Here is a 17,927-nt window from a genome sequence, read left to right as displayed (position 1 = left end):
TCAATCAAGCATCGAAATCGCCGTTGGCGCATCGTTGCCGACCAGCGCCAGGTCTTCGAATTCGTTGACGGCGTTGATCTCGGTACCCATGGAGATGTTGGTCACACGCTCCAGAATGATCTCGACGATCACCGGCACCTTGAACTCTTCGATCATCTGTTCGGCCTTGCGCAGGGCAGGGGCGATTTCCGATGGTTCGAACACACGCAGTGCCTTGCAACCGAGGCCTTCGGCGACTGCGACGTGGTCAACACCGTAACCGTTGAGTTCCGGCGCGTTCAAGTTGTCGAAGGACAGTTGCACGCAGTAGTCCATTTCAAACCCGCGCTGTGCCTGACGAATCAGGCCCAGGTACGAGTTGTTCACCACGACGTGGATGTAAGGCAGTTTGAACTGAGCGCCGACCGCCAGTTCTTCGATCATGAACTGGAAATCATAGTCCCCCGACAGGGCCACGACTTTACGGCTCGGATCGGCCTTGACCACGCCCAGTGCTGCCGGAATGGTCCAGCCCAACGGGCCTGCCTGGCCGCAGTTGATCCAGTGACGCGGCTTGTAGACGTGCAGGAACTGCGCGCCGGCAATCTGCGACAGACCAATGGTGCTGACGTAGCAGGTGTCTTTGCCGAACACCTGGTTCATCTCTTCATACACGCGCTGCGGTTTGACCGGCACGTTGTCGAAGTGGGTCTTGCGGTGCAGGCTGGCTTTGCGCTGCTGGCAATCCTGCAGCCAGGCACTGCGGTTTTTCAGCTTGCCCGCGGCTTGCCACTCACGGGCGACTTCGATGAACACGGTCAGCGCGGCAGCGGCGTCGGACACGATGCCCAGGTCCGGTGTGAATACACGGCCGATCTGCGTGCCTTCGATGTCGACGTGAATGAACTTGCGACCTTCGGTGTAGACGTCAACCGAACCGGTGTGACGGTTGGCCCAACGGTTACCGATGCCCAGCACCACGTCGGATTTGAGCATGGTGGCGTTGCCGTAGCGGTGCGAAGTCTGCAGACCCACCATACCGACCATCAACGGGTGATCGTCAGGGATGGTGCCCCAGCCCATCAGGGTCGGGATGACCGGGATGCCGGTCAGTTCGGCGAACTCGACCAGCAGATCACTGGCATCGGCGTTGATGATGCCGCCACCGGCCACCAGCAATGGACGCTCGGCCTGATCAAGCAGGGCCAAAGCCTTCTCGACCTGAACGCGGGTAGCGGTCGGCTTGGCCAGTGGAAGTGGCTGGTAAGCGTCGATATCGAATTCGATTTCGGCCATCTGCACGTCGAACGGCAGGTCGATCAGCACTGGGCCTGGACGGCCGGAGCGCATTTCAAAGAAAGCTTTCTGGAACGCGTAAGGCACCTGGCCCGGTTCCAGCACAGTGGTTGCCCACTTGGTGACTGGCTTGACGATGCTGGTGATGTCGACAGCCTGGAAGTCTTCCTTGTGCATACGGGCGCGGGGTGCCTGGCCGGTAATGCAGAGGATTGGAATCGAGTCGGCCGAGGCGCTGTAGAGCCCGGTGACCATGTCGGTACCGGCAGGGCCGGAAGTCCCGATGCACACGCCGATGTTGCCGGCCTTGGTGCGGGTGTAGCCCTCGGCCATGTGCGAGGCGCCTTCAACGTGGCGAGCAAGGACGTGATCGATGCCACCGACTTTCTGCAAGGCGGAGTACAGCGGGTTGATGGCAGCGCCCGGAATGCCAAAAGCGGTATCAACCCCTTCACGGCGCATCACCAGAACGGCGGCTTCGATTGCTCTCATTTTGCTCATGGTTTTGTGCCTCTTTACGTTTTGTAATTGTATACAAGTGGCTTTGCGCAGAGTGTATTCACGGCGGACGGCGCAGGTCAATCCATTTTCTCAAGCGACTGTTTCATTCGTCGGAAGCCGGTTCTGCTGTGGCTTTTCGTCGCATGTGGCGCTTTTCGAGAATTATTGTATACAAAAAAATAACTCATTGTGTTCTATTTGTTTGCATCGGACTGCGGCATTCAAGCGCAGCTCCACGACTTTCCCTATAACAAAATGAGGACGGCACCATGAGCGCTTTAACCTTGAAAGTCGCAGTCAACCTGGTCAACGAAGCCATCAACGCAGGGCGGGGCATCAATGCCGCGCCGTTGACCATCGCGGTACTCGATACGGGCGGGCACTTGATCGCCCTGCAACGCGAAGACGGCGCCAGCCTGCTGCGCCCGCAGATCGCCATCGGCAAAGCCTGGGGCGCGATTGCGCTGGGCAAGGGTTCACGCCTGCTGGCAGTGGATGCTCAACAACGCCCGGCGTTCTTCGCGGCACTCAACAGCATGGGCCAGGGCAGCGTCGTGCCGGCACCGGGTGGAGTGTTGATCCGCGATCAGGCGGGGGAGGTGTTGGGTGCGATCGGCATTAGCGGCGACCTGTCGGATGTTGATGAGCAGGTGGCGATCAAAGCGGTGCAGGCGCTGGATTTGAAGGCGGATGCGGGGGTGGTTGCTTGATTGGTGATGACTGATTAACCGCTATCGCGAGCAGGCTCACTCCTACAGGGTTTGTGGTCGGATACAAAATGTCTGAACACTCAAACCCCCTGTAGGAGTGAGCCTGCTCGCGATTGCAATCTCCTGGACACATCCGGCCAACAGTTTGCTCCACCTACCTGAATCCACAGAACTAGTCTTCCTCTGACATTGTCACGGGAGGCAAAGGAATGCCGGATCTACCTGCTGCACACCGATTACGAGCCGGGCGCTATGGCGAAGCCAATCGTATCTACCTGTTGACCACAAACACACTGAACCGGGCACCGGTTTTCAAGGAATTTGCCTTGGGCAGGCTGGTCGTCGATCAATTTCGAAATGCGCAGAATCTCGGCTTGGCAAACTCACTGGCGTGGGTGGTCATGCCGGATCATTTTCATTGGTTGATTGAATTGCAGCAGGGCTCTTTGAGCGAATTGATGCAGAAGACCAAATCGATGAGTACCAAAGCGGTCAAGCAGCGTACCGGGCGAAATATCAGTCTCTGGCAGAGAGGGTTCCATGATCGGGCGCTACGGCGGGAAGAGGATCTGGTGAAGATGGCGAGATATGTCGTGGCCAATCCATTGCGGGCAGGATTGGTTGAGAAGCTAGGCGACTATCCGTTGTGGGATGCCATTTGGGTTTGAACCGGCACCGAGTCGCCTTGATCGCGAGCAGGCTCACTCCTACAGGTGAATGCATTCCAAATGTAGGAGTGAGCCTGCTCGCGATAGCCGCATCGCGGTGTCTCAGTCCGGCTCACACCCCTTCAACACCAACCGGATTATCGTCTGCGCCGCCGCTTCATAATCGGCTTCATCCAGTTTGTCCTTGCCGGTGATCGCCGAGATCTGCCAGTCGAAGTCGGCGTAGGTCTGGGTCGCGGCCCAGATGCTGAACATCAGGTGATTGGGGTCGATCGGGGCGATCTGGCCGCGGTCGATCCAGGTCTGGATGCAGTCGATGTTGTGCTTGGCCTGGCCGTTGAGCTGCTCGACCAGGTCGGCGCTCAGGTGCGGGGCGCCGTGCATGATTTCGCTGGCGAACACCTTGGAGGCGAAGGGCAGGTCGCGCGAGATACGGATCTTCGAGCGGATGTAGCCGCTGAGCACTTCGCTCGGCACGCCGTCCGCGTTGAACGGAGTCGATGCCTGCAAGATCGGCACGATGATGCTTTCCAACACCTCGCGGTAGAGGTTTTCCTTGGATTTGAAGTAGTAGTAGACGTTGGGCTTGGGCAATCCTGCCTTCGCGGCGATGTCGCTGGTTTTTGTCGCAGCGAAGCCCTTGTCGGCAAACTCCTCACTGGCAGCACGCAGGATCAGTTCTTTGTTGCGCTCGCGGATTGTGCTCATAAACCCGGTGGTTCCTTGCCTGTTCTGGCGGTTGCGCATGGTAGCACCGGCCTCGCGCAGCGCTCAACAATGCCCCATGTGGCCTGCGGTCGCGTTATGCTTCGCAACATTCATACATAGAAGGAAACAGGATTCATGGCAGGAAGCAGTTTGCTGGTGCTGATTGACGATATCGCCGCCGTTCTGGATGACGTTGCGTTGATGACCAAAATGGCCGCCAAGAAGACCGCCGGGGTGCTCGGCGATGATTTGGCGCTCAACGCCCAGCAGGTCTCCGGCGTGCGCGCCGAGCGGGAAATTCCCGTGGTGTGGGCGGTGGCCAAGGGTTCGTTCCTCAACAAACTGATCCTGGTGCCCTCGGCGCTGGCGATCAGTGCGTTCGTGCCGTGGCTGGTCACGCCGCTGTTGATGGTCGGTGGTGCGTATCTGTGTTTCGAAGGTTTCGAAAAGCTCGCGCACAAATTTCTGCACAGCAAGGCTGAAGATGACGCGGATCATGCGCAACTGAGCGCAGCCGTTGCCGATCCGGAAACTGATCTGGTGGCGTTCGAGAAGGACAAAATCAAAGGCGCGATCCGCACCGACTTCATCCTTTCGGCAGAAATCATCGCCATCACTCTGGGTGCCGTGGCCGGCGCCCCGCTGACCCAGCAAGTGATCGTACTGTCCGGCATCGCCATCGTCATGACCGTCGGTGTTTATGGCCTGGTGGCCGGCATCGTCAAGCTCGACGACCTCGGTCTGTGGCTGACCCAGAAGCCTGGGCAAATGGCCAAAAAAATCGGCAACGGCATTCTGGTCGCCGCGCCCTACATGATGAAGGCCCTGTCGGTGATCGGCACGGCGGCGATGTTCCTGGTCGGCGGCGGCATCCTGACCCACGGCGTGCCGGTGGTTCACCACTGGATTGAAGGCATTGGCGCAGCGGCGGGCAGCGCCGGGTTTGTGGTGCCGGTGTTGCTCAATGGCGTGGCGGGGATTATTGCCGGTGCGGTGGTGCTGGCGGTTGTGTCGGTAGTCGGCAAGATCTGGAAAGCTGTGAAAGGCTAAAAAGATCGCAGCCTGCGGCAGCTCCTACAGGGTGTACATCCTCCCAATGTAGGAGCTGCCGCAGGCTGCGATCCTTTGATCTTCATGAAAAAGGCCATTCGACTCGCATCGAATGGCCTTTTTTGTACCTGCCGAATCTACTCGGCAATCTGCAACTTGCGCGACTCGGTGTACACGTAGCGCACTTTCTCGTACTCGAACGGTGAGTTCAGCTGACCATAGCGGAAGCCGGTCTGGTAGCGCTTGTCCACCGCGCGCAGGGCCCAGACTTCCGGGTGGTTGGAGCTGACTTCCGAGACGTTGAGGAAGTTGATCGCCGATTCGGCGGTGTAGTCCACGGCCAGGCCTGCGGTGTCGCGGATGTTCGACGGGCCGAAGATTGGCAGCACGAAGTAGGCACCGCCCGGTACGCCGTAGAAGCCCAGAGTCTGACCGAAGTCTTCGCTCTGGCGTGGCAGGCCCATGGCGGTGGCCGGGTCCCACAGGCCGGCGATGCCGATCGTGGTGTTGAGCAACAGGCGCGCGGTGGTTTCCATCGAGCGCTGGCCTTTGAACTGCAGCAGGCTGTTGACCAGGTTCGGTACATCGCCAAGGTTGTTGAAGAAGTTGCTCACGCCGGTGCGCAGGAAGCTTGGCGTGACGTAACGATAGCCGTCGACTACAGGCAGAAACACCCACTGGTCGAAGCGATAGTTGAAGTGGTAAACCCGACGGTTCCACGACTCCAGCGGGTCATAGACGGCCAGCGCATTGAGCGTCGAACGTTCGAATTCACGCTGGTCCAGGCCCGGGTTGAATTTGAGTTTGGTCAGCGGTTCCTTGAAGCCGTCGCTGTCGACCACCACCGGTGCATTGGCTTTGCTGTTGTCGGCCTGGGCCACGCCTGCACAGAGGAACGCTGCTACCAGCAGGAGATATTTAGCCACGGAAGAACTCCAGCATCGCGTCGCTGTTGACGCGGTAGTTAATGTTGCCGCAATGGCCGCCCAGTGGATAAACGGTCAGGCGATCACCGAAGGTCTTGCGCAGGAAACCGAGGTCGCCCGGGCCGAGGATCACGTCGTCGGCGTTGTGCATCACGGCGATTTTCGGGCTGTCGTGCAGGTAATCCTTGAGTGCGTACAGGCTGACCTGGTCGATCAGTTGCAGCAGGCTGCCGCCGTCGGTGCGCGCGCGCCACATCGGAATGACCTGTTCGGTCAGGTAGCAATCGAAGTCGCATTGCAGCGCACGCTTGAGGAACGGCGTGAGGCTGGTGCCTTCAGTGATCGGGAATTTCGGCGGGGTGATCAGACCGCGACGGTTGATCAGGTCCGAGGTAAAGGCAATGTCGGCTGCCGAGAAGCGGAACGAAGTGCCGATCAACATCGCCATCTGCTCATTGCTCAGATGCTGCTTGGACTGCTGGAAGTCATAAAGCAGGGCGTCATTGAGATCGATGTAGCCTTTCTGCTGGAAGTAGCGGGTCAGCTTGGCCAGCACCAGTTCATAGAAGGTGGTGCTGTTGTTGATGCCTTTAACCTCGGTCTGCACGAGTTTGTCGAGGTTGGTGATCGAGGTGTAGAGATTGACCGGCGGATTGAGCAGCAGAACTTTCTTGAAGTTGAAGCTGCGGCGGGTCTCGTCCAGGTGTGCGACGAATGCGGCATCCAGCGCACCGAGGCTATAACCGGTGAGGTAATAGTCAGTGACCGGCACATTCGGGTTTTGCGCCCGCACCGCCTGCATCACCCGGTACATGTCTTCGGCGTCTTCTTTGGTAATGCCCGGCGTAGCGAAGCGAGACGCAGCGCTGATGAAGTCGAAACTGGTCGGTGAAGACAGCTGCACGACGTGGTAGCCGGCCTTGTAGTAGAGCTTTTTCAGGTATTCATTGAGCGTGCTGTCGAAGCGCGCGCCGGTACCGGCGATCAGGAAGATCAGCGGTGCGGGTTTGTCCTGTTCGGCGATGCGGTAGGTCAGCTTCTTCACCGGCCAGAAGTTGTCCGGCAGGATGAACTCGCGCTCCGGACGCAGGGTGACGCTGCGGTCCGACTGATTGATGTCGTCATCCAGCGGCAGCTCCGGGCGCAAGTCCGGCGGAGTCGTGGCGATGGTCGCCTCGAACGGGTTGGTCAGAGGGTAGCCATAACTGGCGGCGTCGATATCCACCGCCAGTGCGGACGCACTCAAAATAAGGCCGCTGAACAGCGCGGCGAAGCGCAAGGAATGGAGCATGACGAGATCCCTAAGAGGAAGGTGCCGAATGAAGTTCGCAGGCTATGACCACCGGGTTTGCGCCAAAGTGCCATGCCGCGGCACCAAACAGGCAGAATTCGGAGTAATAGTAGCTGGACGATACACTTTGCACTGATTGAATGACTAGTTAACTGTTGTTATTGCTTGCGTATGGTTGGCGGCGGATTAAGCTGGCCGCCGATTTCCGAAGACTGGAGTGCTTAATGTCCCGCCGCTTGCCTGTGATTCTGTTACTCGTGTTGTTGCCATTGTGGCTGGCCGCCAGTTATGGCGCGCGTTATGGCTTCATGGAGGACGGCAAATGGGTGGGGATTTGCGTCGATGAGGCCAGCCGTTGGGAATGTCAGTTGCGAGCTAATCTTGGGTTGATGATTCACTTCAAGGTATTGGGCTGGGCGGCGCTGGGTTGTGCGCTGATCGGTTTTGTCGTGCCGGGGCGGGCAGGGTGGTGGTTGGCGGTGTTGGCGCTGGTGTTCGGGCTGCCGGCACTGGCGTTGTACAACACGACGCTGGCGGTGTTTGCTGTGGTGATTGCGGGGCTGCGCCTGGTCAGATCATCCCGCAGCGCCTGATAGTCAGTCATCGCGGGCAAGCCCGCTCCCACAGGGATATGGGGTAACACAATATATGTGCACGACTCAAAAACCTGTGGGAGCTGGCTTGCCAGCGATGAGGCCGGTACAGACGCAGAAGATCAGCGGCTGCGAACCCGCAAGCAGCGCCACAACGCCACAACCATCAACCCACTGACCAGCGCCCAGCCCAAAGCCTGCTGATTCTGCATCCCTTCCAGATACAACTGCGGCGCAATGCCGGCTCCGATGATAAACGTCAGCAACGCAATCTCCCGACGCGCCACGCTCACCGGCCGACACAGATAAACCAGCGCCGGCAGCACAAATGCCATGCTGGCAAAACTGCGATAGCGCGCATCGAAGACCATCTCGAGCATCATCACCGCCGCCGCAAAACCGGCTGCGGCCACCAGCCATCCGGCACGCCGTTCCAGCAGATTGAAGATGCGTTCACGCCAGCCCGTACGAGCGCTCAAGGTCAGCGCGGCATGCGCCAGCACCAACAGATTCAAGGCCGTCAGCAAGCCGACCCACAGCCATTCGCTGGCAAATCGTGTGGTCACAAATGCCAGATCACCCCAGGCCCCGATCGAGCAAGCGGCGAGGGCGCCCAACAGCGGCAGCACCAGTGCCGAGCGCGTATTGCGCACTCGACCACCGAGGAACAGCGTGCCAAGGAAAATCAGACCGCCGACCGCCAGCCACTGCTTCCAGTGCGGCACGTTCGTCACCGGCCCCGCGAGTATGCCTTTGTCCTGGCGGTCGGCATCGAACAGCCCCCAATACCCGCCAACCGCGCCTTCACTGGCACGCTTCCAGGGCTGATCGAAAGCTTCGATCAGGTTGTAATGCCAGCCTTCTTTCTCGGCCATCGCGACAAAACCACGAATGAACTTCGCTTCGTTGACCCGGCTCGGCAGTGCCGTCTCGCGCTGGCGACCTTCACTCGGCCAGCCGGTTTCGCCAATCATCACGTCCTTGGGCGCGAATTTGTTGCCGAATACCTGGCGCACCTGCGCCACGTGTTGCAGCGCCGCATCGATATTCGACGGATCGTCTTCCCAGTACGGCAGCAAGTGAATGGTCAGGAAATCCACCGCTGGCGCGACTTCCGGATGCTTGAGCCAGAATTCCCAGACATCGGCGTAGGTCACCGGTTGTTTGACCTGACTTTTGACCTTGTTGATCAGTTTCACCAGTTGCCCACCGGTGACTTCCTTGCGCAGCAACACTTCGTTGCCGACGATCACCGCGCTGACTACGTCCGGGTTGGCGTTGGCCGATGCGATGAGCAGGTCGACTTCCTTCTCGGTGTCTACCGGGTTGCTGTTGACCCAGGCGCCGATCATCAACTTCAGACCATGTTTGCGCGCCAGATCGGGCAGTGCTTCAAGGCCGAACATCGAGTAGGTGCGGATGCATTCGAAGCGGGTGGCGAGCAGGGCGAGGTCGGCGTCCATGCGCTCCGGGCGCAACTTGAACGGTACGTCGAATGGTGACTGGTCTTTGTCGAACGGGGTGTAGGAGGCGCATTGCAGCTTGTGCGTCGGCGTCGCGGCGTCCGGCAGGATCACCGGTTTGCCGAGGCCATACCAGAAGCCGCCGAAGGCAAACAGTCCAAGCAGGCAGGCGAAGAGATACGGGAGAAAAGGAAAGCGGGACGTCGCGGACATGGTCAGGCCGAGTGGCTGCAAAGCGACGCATGTTACCTGCATTTATCCGGCGGTTGGTGGCTCGCATGATTTTGACATGCAAAGTTCGGGCGGATTATTTGGCGCCATTTATATAGAAGCGGTTAATGGCCTTCTAATGTCGTTTCTCGTTGCCTTGAGGTCGCTGGCAGAGCAGGTCGCCTCGGGCGTCAGGTTGATGATCGAAAGCGTCAGTACTCCACTGATGTCCGGCCGAGTTTGCGATGAGGCGTGATGGGGGCGCTGTGCACCATAACAATACGTTGACGATGCCCGGCATCCGTCGGGCGCAGCATTTCGGGGAAGTAACGATGAAGATGCGACGACTTTTAAGCGCAGGTGCCGCTCTGGCGCTTGCGATGAGCTCCACTTTCGCCAGCGCTGAAAAACAGACCCTGAACATCGGTTACGTTGACGGCTGGTCCGACAGCGTCGCGACCACCCATGTGGCGGCCGAAGTGATCAAGCAGAAACTCGGCTACGACGTGAAGCTGCAAGCCGTCGCTACCGGGATCATGTGGCAAGGTGTGGCCACCGGCAAACTCGACGCCATGCTCTCGGCCTGGCTGCCAGTGACCCATGGTGATTACTGGACGAAGAACAAGGATCAGGTCGTCGACTACGGCCCGAACTTCAAGGATGCAAAAATCGGCCTGATCGTGCCGGAGTACGTCAAAGCCAAATCCATCGAAGACCTGAAAACCGACGATACCTTTAAAAATCGCATCGTCGGCATCGATGCCGGTTCAGGTGTGATGCTCAAGACCGATCAGGCGATCAAGGATTACGGCCTCGACAAATACTCGCTCAAGGCCAGTTCCGGCGCTGGCATGATCGCCGAACTGACCCGCGCCGAGAAGAAAAACGAATCCATCGCCGTCACCGGTTGGGTGCCGCACTGGATGTTCGCCAAGTGGAAACTGCGCTTCCTCGACGACCCGAAAGGCGTTTACGGTGCAGCTGAAACCGTGAACAGCATCGGCAGCAAGGAGCTTGAAACCAAGGCGCCGGAAGTGGCGAAGTTCCTGAAGAACTTCCAGTGGGCATCGAAAGACGAAATTGGCGAAGTGATGCTCGCGATTCAGGACGGTGCAAAACCCGACGCCGCCGCCAAAGCCTGGGTAGCCAAGCACCCGGAGCGCGTGGCTGACTGGACTAAATAACCGCAACACCGCAGCTCCCCTGTAGGAGTGAGCCTGCTCGCGATAGCAATCTGTCAGTTCATGCTGAGGTGACTGACATGGCGCTATCGCGAGCAGGCTCACTCCTACATTTATTTGGGTGTGCTCAAGAATGGCGAATACGTCATGGCGTTCTACTACTAAGGTCGTCTGGAACCTGGCTCGCAGCCGCATACAGTGGATATCGTTCCAACAATAATCTGTGCTGCGAGGATAAAAACAATGAACGACAGCATTTACCTCTCGATTCAAAACAGTCCCCGATTCAAGGAACTGGTTAGCAAGCGAGAAAAGTTCGCCTGGATTCTTTCGGCGATCATGCTTGGGCTTTACTCCGGTTTCATCCTTCTGATTGCTTACGGGCCGCATCTTCTGGGCGCGAAGATCAGTCCTGAGTCCTCCATTACCTGGGGCATTCCTATCGGTGTCGGGCTGATTCTTTCGGCCTTCATCCTGACCGGCATCTACGTAAAGCGCGCCAATGGCGAGTTCGACGACCTGAACAATGCGATTCTCAAGGAGGCTCAGCAATGATCCGGCGTCTACTGGCTCTACTGAGCGTTGCAGCTTTCGCACCGGGTGCCTGGGCGGCCGATGCCTTGACCGGTGCGGTGGCCAAACAGCCGCTGAACATTCCTGCGATCCTGATGTTCGTGGCATTTGTCGGCGCCACTTTGTACATCACCTACTGGGCCTCGAAGAAAAACAACTCCGCGGCCGACTACTATGCGGCGGGCGGCAAGATCACCGGTTTCCAGAACGGTCTGGCGATTGCCGGTGACTACATGTCCGCGGCGTCCTTCCTGGGGATTTCCGCGCTGGTGTTCACCTCCGGCTACGATGGCCTGATCTACTCGATCGGCTTCCTGGTGGGCTGGCCGATCATTCTGTTCCTGATCGCCGAGCGTCTGCGTAACCTGGGCAAGTACACCTTTGCCGACGTGGCGTCCTACCGCCTCGGGCAAACCCAGATTCGCTCGCTGTCCGCCTGCGGTTCGCTGGTGGTGGTGGCGTTCTACCTGATCGCGCAAATGGTCGGTGCGGGCAAGCTGATCCAGCTGCTTTTCGGCCTCGACTACCACGTAGCGGTGATTCTGGTCGGTGTGCTGATGTGCATGTACGTGCTGTTCGGCGGCATGCTGGCAACCACCTGGGTGCAGATCATCAAGGCTGTGTTGCTGCTGTCCGGTGCATCGTTCATGGCACTGATGGTGATGAAGCACGTCAACTTCGACTTCAACACGCTGTTCTCCGAAGCGATCAAGGTGCACGCCAAGGGCGAGGCGATCATGAGCCCGGGCGGTCTGGTCAAGGATCCGGTTTCGGCATTCTCGCTGGGTCTGGCGTTGATGTTCGGTACCGCTGGCCTGCCGCACATCCTCATGCGCTTCTTCACCGTGAGTGATGCAAAAGAAGCCCGTAAGAGCGTGCTGTATGCAACTGGCTTCATTGGCTACTTCTACATCCTGACGTTCATCATCGGCTTCGGCGCGATCCTGCTGGTCAGCACTAACCCGGCCTTCAAAGATGCTGCTGGCGCCCTGTTGGGCGGCAACAACATGGCGGCGGTGCACCTGGCCAACGCGGTCGGCGGTAGCATCTTCCTTGGCTTCATTTCGGCAGTTGCCTTCGCGACCATCCTCGCTGTAGTGGCAGGCCTGACCCTGGCCGGTGCTTCGGCGGTATCTCACGACCTTTACGCCAGCGTTATCAAGAAGGGCAAGGCGAACGAGAAGGACGAGATTCGCGTCTCGAAGATCACCACGATTGCCTTGGCGGTGCTGGCGATTGGTCTGGGCATCCTCTTCGAGAGCCAGAACATTGCGTTCATGGTTGGCCTGGCGTTCTCGATCGCGGCGAGCTGTAACTTCCCGGTACTCCTGCTTTCGATGTACTGGAAGAAGCTGACGACTCGTGGTGCGATGATTGGTGGCTGGTTGGGTCTGGTCAGCGCTGTTGGCCTGATGATTCTCGGCCCGACCATCTGGGTGCAGATTCTGCATCATGAGAAGGCGATCTTCCCTTATGAGTACCCGGCGCTGTTCTCGATGATCATTGCGTTTGTGGGGATCTGGTTCTTCTCGATCACTGACAAGTCGGCGGCTGCGGACCGGGAACGTGCGTTGTTCTTCCCTCAGTTTGTGCGTTCGCAGACGGGGTTGGGGGCGAGTGGGGCGGTTTCGCATTGATCGCTTGATGGTTTTGTAATGTTGTTCTGAATGCCCCGGTTGAGAGATCGGGGCATTTTTTGTGGGCGGTTATCGGACTGAGGTCTTTGTGGTTGGTGTTTATTGAGTACATATCCGTTGCTGCGGTAACGGCTTCTTAGGGTTTCGCCCTTACGGCGACTCACTTTTTTTCAAACGCCAAAAAAAGTAAGCAAAAAACGCTTGCTCCTACGTACGGCCCGCTCGCTGGGGCTCGGGGTTCCTTCGCTCCGGGATCGATCCGGGCGCAGCGCCTACGGTTTGCTTCGCTGCACCTCCTCTCGCTGTGTTTGGCTGCGCCAAACGGTCGCTGCGCTCCCACGCCCGGATCAATCCCGGAACGAAGCCTTCCGACGTCGCCTTACAGATCAAAAGCTGCAGCCGAGCTAACGCTCATCCTGTTGAGTGGTGAAAAGCGTGCGGTTGGCTTTTGATTTTCTGTAGGAGTGAGCCTGCTCGCGATGGCGGCCTGACAGCCGACCAATATCTGGCTGGTGCACCCATTCCCAATGTAAGAGCTGCCGAAGGCTGCGATCTTTTGATCTGTTTTTGGCTTTGGCTTTGGCTTTGGCTTTTGATTTTTTGCCCCATCGGCAGGCCGAGCGTAGGTGTTCATCAGGGGGTAGGCGCGCAGCGCCGTGCGGCGCAGCCGCATTCATCGAGAGGAGGTGCAGCGAAGCAAACCGTAGGCGATGCCCCCTGATGGACACCGTAGCGAGGGAACACTGAGCCTCAGCGAAGTGCCGAACGCCGGGGCAAAGCCTTTTGGGTTACCTTTTCGGCGTTTGGAAAAGGTGACTCGCTGTAAGAGCGAAACCGCCAGCGGCAACACCCGCAAAAACGGATATGCCCCCAAACCAAATGCCCCAAAAACGCCACAAACAAAAACGGCCCCTATATAAATAGAGGCCGTTCCCGGTACAACTTAAAACGTTATCGCAAGACAAATCTTATTTGCGGTCTTCCAGCTTGGTAATGTCACGCGACTCGTAGCCGGTGTACAACTGGCGCGGACGGCCAATCTTGTACGGGCTCGAGAGCATTTCTTTCCAGTGGGAGATCCAGCCGACAGTACGTGCCAGCGCAAAAATCACGGTGAACATGCTGGTCGGAATGCCGATCGCCTTGAGGATGATCCCCGAGTAGAAGTCGACGTTCGGGTACAGCGAGCGTTCGATGAAGTACGGGTCGGTCAGGGCGATCTCTTCCAGGCGCATGGCCAGTTGGAGTTGCGGATCGTCGTTGATACCCAGTTCCTTCAATACCTCGTCGCAGGTCTGCTTCATTACAGTCGCGCGAGGATCGCGGTTCTTGTAAACGCGGTGACCGAAGCCCATCAGCTTGAACGGGTCGTTCTTGTCCTTGGCCTTGGCGATGAACTTGTCGATGTTGGACACATCGCCAATCTCGTCAAGCATGGTCAGAACGGCTTCGTTCGCACCGCCGTGGGCAGGGCCCCATAGTGCGGCGATACCAGCGGCGATACAGGCGAACGGGTTGGCACCCGAAGAACCCGCCAGACGCACGGTGGAAGTCGATGCGTTCTGCTCGTGGTCGGCATGGAGGATGAAGATCTTGTCCATGGCCTTGGCGAGCACCGGGCTGATCGGTTTGATCTCGCACGGCGTGTTGAACATCATGTGCAGGAAGTTTTCCGCGTACGTCAGGTCGTTGCGCGGGTACATCATGGGTTGACCCATGGAGTACTTGTAAACCATCGCTGCCAGGGTCGGCATCTTCGCAACCAGACGGATCGCGGAGATTTCGCGATGCTGCGGGTTATTGATGTCCAGGGAGTCGTGGTAGAAGGCCGAGAGGGCGCCGACTACGCCGCACATGACGGCCATTGGGTGGGCGTCGCGACGGAAACCGTTGAAAAAGGTTTTCAGCTGCTCGTGAACCATGGTGTGGTTTTTCACGGTGCTGACGAACTGGGCCTTCTGTTCTGCGGTCGGCAGTTCGCCGTTGAGCAGCAGATAGCAGGTTTCCAGGTAGTCCGACTTTTCAGCCAGCTGTTCGATCGGGTAGCCGCGGTGCAACAGAATGCCGTTGTCGCCGTCGATATAGGTGATCTTCGATTCGCACGAGGCGGTCGACATGAAACCAGGGTCGAAAGTGAAGCGGCCCGTGGCCGTCAGGCCCCGAACATCGATTACATCGGGACCAACGGTGCCGGTTAAAATGGGCAGCTCGACGGGGGCTGCGCCCTCGATGATCAACTGCGCTTTTTTGTCAGCCATGTGGCCTCCTATTTATGCTTGAACCATCAGACAGACCCCCCACGCAGGGCCCGCACCACTATAGTGAGATAAATTCGAATGTCAATTTGCCTAAAGTCTTGCTCCAGAAGGCTTTAAGTGCCCTTTTTCCTCGAAATTGACTGCCATTTACGCCTTTTATACGACTTGTGCAATGCGCTATTTGGGGTAGGTGATTGCGTTGTCATTAGTAGCCTAACTGTCTATACTCGGCCACCGACCGCCAAGGGCTTTTGGGCCTGCTTTATTGGGGGTCGCATCCCTGGGTGGTGGTTACCTGACCAGTGCACTCCCCAACAACTTTGCCCTGATTGTTAGGGGCTCTTCAGTGTGAAAAAAAAGCCGTGAAAAGCCAACGACCTGTAAACCTAGACCTAAGGACCATCAAACTCCCCATCACCGGCGTTACGTCGTTTCTTCACCGTGTTTCCGGCATCATCCTCTTCCTGGGCCTTGGCTTCATGCTTTATGCATTGGGCAAATCCCTGGGTTCCGAGGAAGGTTTTGCCGAGGTGAAGGCATGCTTGACCAGCCCGCTGGCCAAGTTCGTAGCATGGGGCCTCCTGTCCGCTCTGCTGTATCACCTGGTAGCCGGTGTGCGCCACTTGATCATGGACATGGGCATCGGTGAGACGCTGGAAGGCGGCCGCCTGGGCTCGAAAATCATCGTCGCCATTTCCGTGGTGCTGATCGTTCTGGCAGGAGTTTGGATATGGTAACCAGCGTTACGAACCTTTCGCGTTCGGGCCTCTATGACTGGATGGCGCAACGTGTGTCTGCGGTTGTTCTCGCGGCTTATTTCATCTTCCTGATCGGATACCTCGCAGCGAATCCGGGCATTGGCTACGACCAGTGGCACGGCCTGTTCGCCCACAACGGGATGCGTATCTTCAGTCTGCTGGCCCTCGTTGCCCTTGGCGCTCACGCCTGGGTCGGCATGTGGACCATCGCGACCGACTACCTGACGCCAATGGCGCTGGGCAAGTCCGCGACCGCAGTACGTTTCCTTTTCCAGGCAGTATGCGGCGTTGCGATGTTCGCTTACTTCGTCTGGGGTGTGCAGATTCTCTGGGGTATCTGATTCATGGCTAACATTCCAACGATTTCTTTCGACGCCATCATTATTGGTGGTGGCGGTGCTGGCATGCGCGCTGCGCTGCAACTGGCACAGGGCGGTCACAAGACTGCCGTGATCACCAAGGTTTTCCCGACTCGTTCGCACACTGTATCGGCTCAGGGTGGCATCACCTGCGCAATCGCGTCTGCCGATCCGAACGATGACTGGCGCTGGCACATGTACGATACCGTCAAGGGCTCCGACTACATCGGTGACCAGGACGCTATCGAATACATGTGTCAGGAAGGCCCGGCTGCCGTTTACGAGCTGGACCACATGGGCATGCCGTTCTCGCGTACCGAACAGGGCCGCATCTACCAGCGTCCGTTCGGCGGTCAGTCGAAGGATTACGGTAAAGGCGGGCAGGCTGCCCGTACTTGCGCCGCTTCCGACCGTACCGGTCACGCGCTGCTGCACACCCTTTATCAGGGCAACCTGAAAGCCGGTACCACGTTCCTGAACGAGTACTACGCTGTCGACCTGGTGAAAAACGCTCAAGGCGAGTTCGTCGGTGTGATCGCCATCTGCATCGAAACCGGCGAAACCACCTACATCCGCGCCAAGGCTACTGTTCTGGCAACCGGCGGTGCAGGTCGTATCTACGCTTCCACCACCAACGCCCTGATCAACACCGGTGACGGCGTCGGCATGGCTCTGCGTGCTGGCGTGCCGGTACAAGACATTGAAATGTGGCAGTTCCACCCGACCGGCATCGCCGGCGCCGGTGTACTGGTTACCGAAGGTTGCCGTGGTGAAGGTGGATACCTGATCAACAAGCACGGCGAGCGTTTCATGGAGCGTTATGCTCCGAACGCCAAAGACCTTGCCGGTCGTGACGTTGTTGCCCGCTCGATGGTCAAGGAAATCATCGCGGGTAACGGTTGCGGTCCGAATGGCGACCACGTGCTGCTCAAGCTCGATCACCTCGGCGAAGAAGTGCTGCACAGCCGTCTGCCAGGCATCTGCGAGCTGTCGAAGACTTTCGCACACGTTGACCCGGTTGTTGCTCCGGTTCCGGTTGTTCCGACTTGCCACTATATGATGGGCGGTGTTCCGACCAACATTCATGGTCAGGCGATCACCCAGAACGCTGAAGGCGAGGACGAGATCATTCATGGTCTGTTCGCGGTCGGCGAAGTGGCTTGCGTATCGGTTCACGGTGCCAACCGTCTGGGCGGCAACTCGCTGCTCGACCTGGTGGTGTTCGGCCGCGCTGCCGGCCTGCACCTCGAGAAAGCGCTGACCGACGGCATCGAATACGATGACGCTACCGAAGCTGATATCGACGCTGCCCTGTCGCGCCTGAACGCACTGAACAGCCGTACCGATGGCGAAGACGTCGCAACACTGCGTCGCGAGCTGCAAAGCTGCATGCAGAACTACTTCGGCGTGTTCCGTACCGGCGAATACATGCAGAAAGGTATTGCCCAGCTGGCAGACCTGCGCACCCGTATTGCCAACGTGAAAATCAACGATAAGTCGCAAGCGTTCAACACTGCACGTATCGAAGCGCTTGAGCTGCAAAACCTGCTGGAAGTCGCTGAAGCCACTGCCATCGCGGCCGAAGTCCGTAAAGAGTCCCGCGGCGCTCACGCCCGTGAAGACTTCGAAGATCGTGACGACGAAAACTGGCTGTGCCACACCCTGTACTTCCCGGGTGACAAGCGCGTCACCAAGCGTGCCGTGAACTTCTCGCCGAAGACTGTTCCGACTTTTGAACCTAAGATTCGGACTTATTAAGGGTGGCC

16 protein-coding genes are annotated in these 17,927 nt (G+C 58.2%); 10 read left to right on the top strand and 6 right to left on the bottom strand.

Going from position 1 to position 17,927, the window contains the following annotated elements:
• A complete protein-coding gene (gcl, locus tag ICA15_RS03570; protein WP_150618435.1) occupies window positions 1-1,776 on the bottom strand; it encodes a glyoxylate carboligase in 1,776 nt (591 codons plus the stop codon).
• A 269-nt stretch (window positions 1,777-2,045) separates the two neighbouring features.
• Here gcl and ICA15_RS03565 point away from each other — a divergent pair, with 269 nt between their 5' ends.
• Window positions 2,046-2,486 (top strand): GlcG/HbpS family heme-binding protein, encoded by a 441-nt coding sequence (locus ICA15_RS03565; protein WP_210553682.1) that lies wholly within the window; start codon window positions 2,046-2,048, stop codon window positions 2,484-2,486.
• A gap of 209 nt (window positions 2,487-2,695) precedes the next feature.
• Window positions 2,696-3,154, top strand: a complete 459-nt coding sequence (locus tag ICA15_RS03560; RefSeq protein ID WP_210553681.1) for an REP-associated tyrosine transposase — start codon at window positions 2,696-2,698, stop codon at window positions 3,152-3,154.
• 102 nt (window positions 3,155-3,256) lie between these two features.
• Here ICA15_RS03560 and ICA15_RS03555 read toward each other — a convergent pair whose 3' ends face one another.
• On the bottom strand, window positions 3,257-3,862 hold the full coding sequence (locus tag ICA15_RS03555; protein WP_042558279.1) for a TetR/AcrR family transcriptional regulator: 606 nt from the start codon (window positions 3,860-3,862) through the stop codon (window positions 3,257-3,259).
• Window positions 3,863-3,997: 135 nt separating this feature from the next.
• Here ICA15_RS03555 and ICA15_RS03550 point away from each other — a divergent pair, with 135 nt between their 5' ends.
• Complete coding sequence (locus ICA15_RS03550; protein ID WP_210553680.1) at window positions 3,998-4,912, top strand: DUF808 domain-containing protein; 915 nt, start codon at window positions 3,998-4,000, stop codon at window positions 4,910-4,912.
• Window positions 4,913-5,049: 137 nt separating this feature from the next.
• Here ICA15_RS03550 and ICA15_RS03545 read toward each other — a convergent pair whose 3' ends face one another.
• On the bottom strand, window positions 5,050-5,838 hold the full coding sequence (locus tag ICA15_RS03545) for a VacJ family lipoprotein (protein WP_150601202.1): 789 nt from the start codon (window positions 5,836-5,838) through the stop codon (window positions 5,050-5,052).
• Window positions 5,831-7,129 (bottom strand): serine/threonine protein kinase, encoded by a 1,299-nt coding sequence (locus tag ICA15_RS03540; protein WP_150601203.1) that lies wholly within the window; start codon window positions 7,127-7,129, stop codon window positions 5,831-5,833. Before ICA15_RS03540 ends, ICA15_RS03545 begins: the two co-directional genes overlap by 8 nt.
• 224 nt (window positions 7,130-7,353) lie before the next feature.
• On the opposite strand from ICA15_RS03540, the gene ICA15_RS03535 reads away from it, so the two are divergent.
• Window positions 7,354-7,722 (top strand): hypothetical protein, encoded by a 369-nt coding sequence (locus ICA15_RS03535; RefSeq protein WP_150601204.1) that lies wholly within the window; start codon window positions 7,354-7,356, stop codon window positions 7,720-7,722.
• 122 nt (window positions 7,723-7,844) lie between these two features.
• On the opposite strand, the gene ICA15_RS03530 is transcribed toward ICA15_RS03535, so the two are convergent.
• Entirely contained in the window at window positions 7,845-9,440 is a 1,596-nt protein-coding gene (locus ICA15_RS03530; RefSeq protein ID WP_210553679.1) for a glycosyl hydrolase family 17 protein, read from the bottom strand.
• A gap of 287 nt (window positions 9,441-9,727) precedes the next feature.
• Between ICA15_RS03530 and ICA15_RS03525 the strand changes: the two genes are divergently transcribed.
• The 3 genes from ICA15_RS03525 (at window position 9,728) to ICA15_RS03515 (ending at window position 12,786) form a co-directional block, all read left to right on the top strand.
• Window positions 9,728-10,579 carry a glycine betaine ABC transporter substrate-binding protein gene (locus ICA15_RS03525; protein WP_150618441.1) on the top strand — a complete coding sequence of 284 codons (852 nt, stop codon included), beginning with the start codon at window positions 9,728-9,730 and terminating at the stop codon, window positions 10,577-10,579.
• A 240-nt stretch (window positions 10,580-10,819) separates the two neighbouring features.
• A complete protein-coding gene (locus ICA15_RS03520; protein WP_042558286.1) occupies window positions 10,820-11,131 on the top strand; it encodes a DUF485 domain-containing protein in 312 nt (103 codons plus the stop codon).
• On the top strand, window positions 11,128-12,786 hold the full coding sequence (locus tag ICA15_RS03515) for a cation acetate symporter (protein ID WP_150594211.1): 1,659 nt from the start codon (window positions 11,128-11,130) through the stop codon (window positions 12,784-12,786). Before ICA15_RS03520 ends, ICA15_RS03515 begins: the two co-directional genes overlap by 4 nt.
• 968 nt (window positions 12,787-13,754) lie before the next feature.
• On the opposite strand, the gene gltA is transcribed toward ICA15_RS03515, so the two are convergent.
• Window positions 13,755-15,044: a citrate synthase gene (gene gltA / locus ICA15_RS03510; protein ID WP_150594210.1), complete on the bottom strand. Its 1,290-nt coding sequence runs from the start codon at window positions 15,042-15,044 to the stop codon at window positions 13,755-13,757.
• Between the two features lie 362 nt (window positions 15,045-15,406).
• Here gltA and sdhC point away from each other — a divergent pair, with 362 nt between their 5' ends.
• From sdhC to sdhA, 3 genes are read left to right on the top strand one after another with little or no spacing between them, the layout of a single operon-like run.
• Window positions 15,407-15,781: a succinate dehydrogenase, cytochrome b556 subunit gene (gene sdhC / locus ICA15_RS03505; RefSeq protein WP_150601209.1), complete on the top strand. Its 375-nt coding sequence runs from the start codon at window positions 15,407-15,409 to the stop codon at window positions 15,779-15,781.
• Window positions 15,775-16,143 carry a succinate dehydrogenase, hydrophobic membrane anchor protein gene (sdhD, locus tag ICA15_RS03500; RefSeq protein ID WP_007977503.1) on the top strand — a complete coding sequence of 123 codons (369 nt, stop codon included), beginning with the start codon at window positions 15,775-15,777 and terminating at the stop codon, window positions 16,141-16,143. The genes sdhC and sdhD overlap by 7 nt, the downstream gene beginning before the upstream one ends.
• Before the next feature lie 3 nt (window positions 16,144-16,146).
• Window positions 16,147-17,919 (top strand): succinate dehydrogenase flavoprotein subunit, encoded by a 1,773-nt coding sequence (gene sdhA / locus ICA15_RS03495; protein WP_150601210.1) that lies wholly within the window; start codon window positions 16,147-16,149, stop codon window positions 17,917-17,919.
• Window positions 17,920-17,927 lie beyond the last annotated feature (8 nt).

Origin of the sequence: Pseudomonas sp. P116 (genome assembly GCF_020149425.1) — a bacterium.
In the GTDB taxonomy this organism is placed as follows: domain Bacteria; phylum Pseudomonadota; class Gammaproteobacteria; order Pseudomonadales; family Pseudomonadaceae; genus Aquipseudomonas; species Aquipseudomonas anatoliensis.
This window is presented reverse-complemented; position numbering and strand designations above follow the sequence as displayed.

Bases quoted from the DNA above. Each gene is read 5' to 3' on its own strand.
- gcl (WP_150618435.1), bottom strand. From the start codon at position 1,776: ATGAGCAAAATGAGAGCAATCGAAGCCGCCGTTCTGGTGATGCGCCGT.
- ICA15_RS03565 (WP_210553682.1), top strand. From the start codon at position 2,046: ATGAGCGCTTTAACCTTGAAAGTCGCAGTCAACCTGGTCAACGAAGCC.
- ICA15_RS03560 (WP_210553681.1), top strand. From the start codon at position 2,696: ATGCCGGATCTACCTGCTGCACACCGATTACGAGCCGGGCGCTATGGC.
- ICA15_RS03555 (WP_042558279.1), bottom strand. From the start codon at position 3,862: ATGAGCACAATCCGCGAGCGCAACAAAGAACTGATCCTGCGTGCTGCC.
- ICA15_RS03550 (WP_210553680.1), top strand. From the start codon at position 3,998: ATGGCAGGAAGCAGTTTGCTGGTGCTGATTGACGATATCGCCGCCGTT.
- ICA15_RS03540 (WP_150601203.1), bottom strand. From the start codon at position 7,129: ATGCTCCATTCCTTGCGCTTCGCCGCGCTGTTCAGCGGCCTTATTTTG.
- ICA15_RS03535 (WP_150601204.1), top strand. From the start codon at position 7,354: ATGTCCCGCCGCTTGCCTGTGATTCTGTTACTCGTGTTGTTGCCATTG.
- ICA15_RS03530 (WP_210553679.1), bottom strand. From the start codon at position 9,440: ATGCAGGTAACATGCGTCGCTTTGCAGCCACTCGGCCTGACCATGTCC.
- ICA15_RS03525 (WP_150618441.1), top strand. From the start codon at position 9,728: ATGAAGATGCGACGACTTTTAAGCGCAGGTGCCGCTCTGGCGCTTGCG.
- ICA15_RS03520 (WP_042558286.1), top strand. From the start codon at position 10,820: ATGAACGACAGCATTTACCTCTCGATTCAAAACAGTCCCCGATTCAAG.
- ICA15_RS03515 (WP_150594211.1), top strand. From the start codon at position 11,128: ATGATCCGGCGTCTACTGGCTCTACTGAGCGTTGCAGCTTTCGCACCG.
- gltA (WP_150594210.1), bottom strand. From the start codon at position 15,044: ATGGCTGACAAAAAAGCGCAGTTGATCATCGAGGGCGCAGCCCCCGTC.
- sdhD (WP_007977503.1), top strand. From the start codon at position 15,775: ATGGTAACCAGCGTTACGAACCTTTCGCGTTCGGGCCTCTATGACTGG.
- sdhA (WP_150601210.1), top strand. From the start codon at position 16,147: ATGGCTAACATTCCAACGATTTCTTTCGACGCCATCATTATTGGTGGT.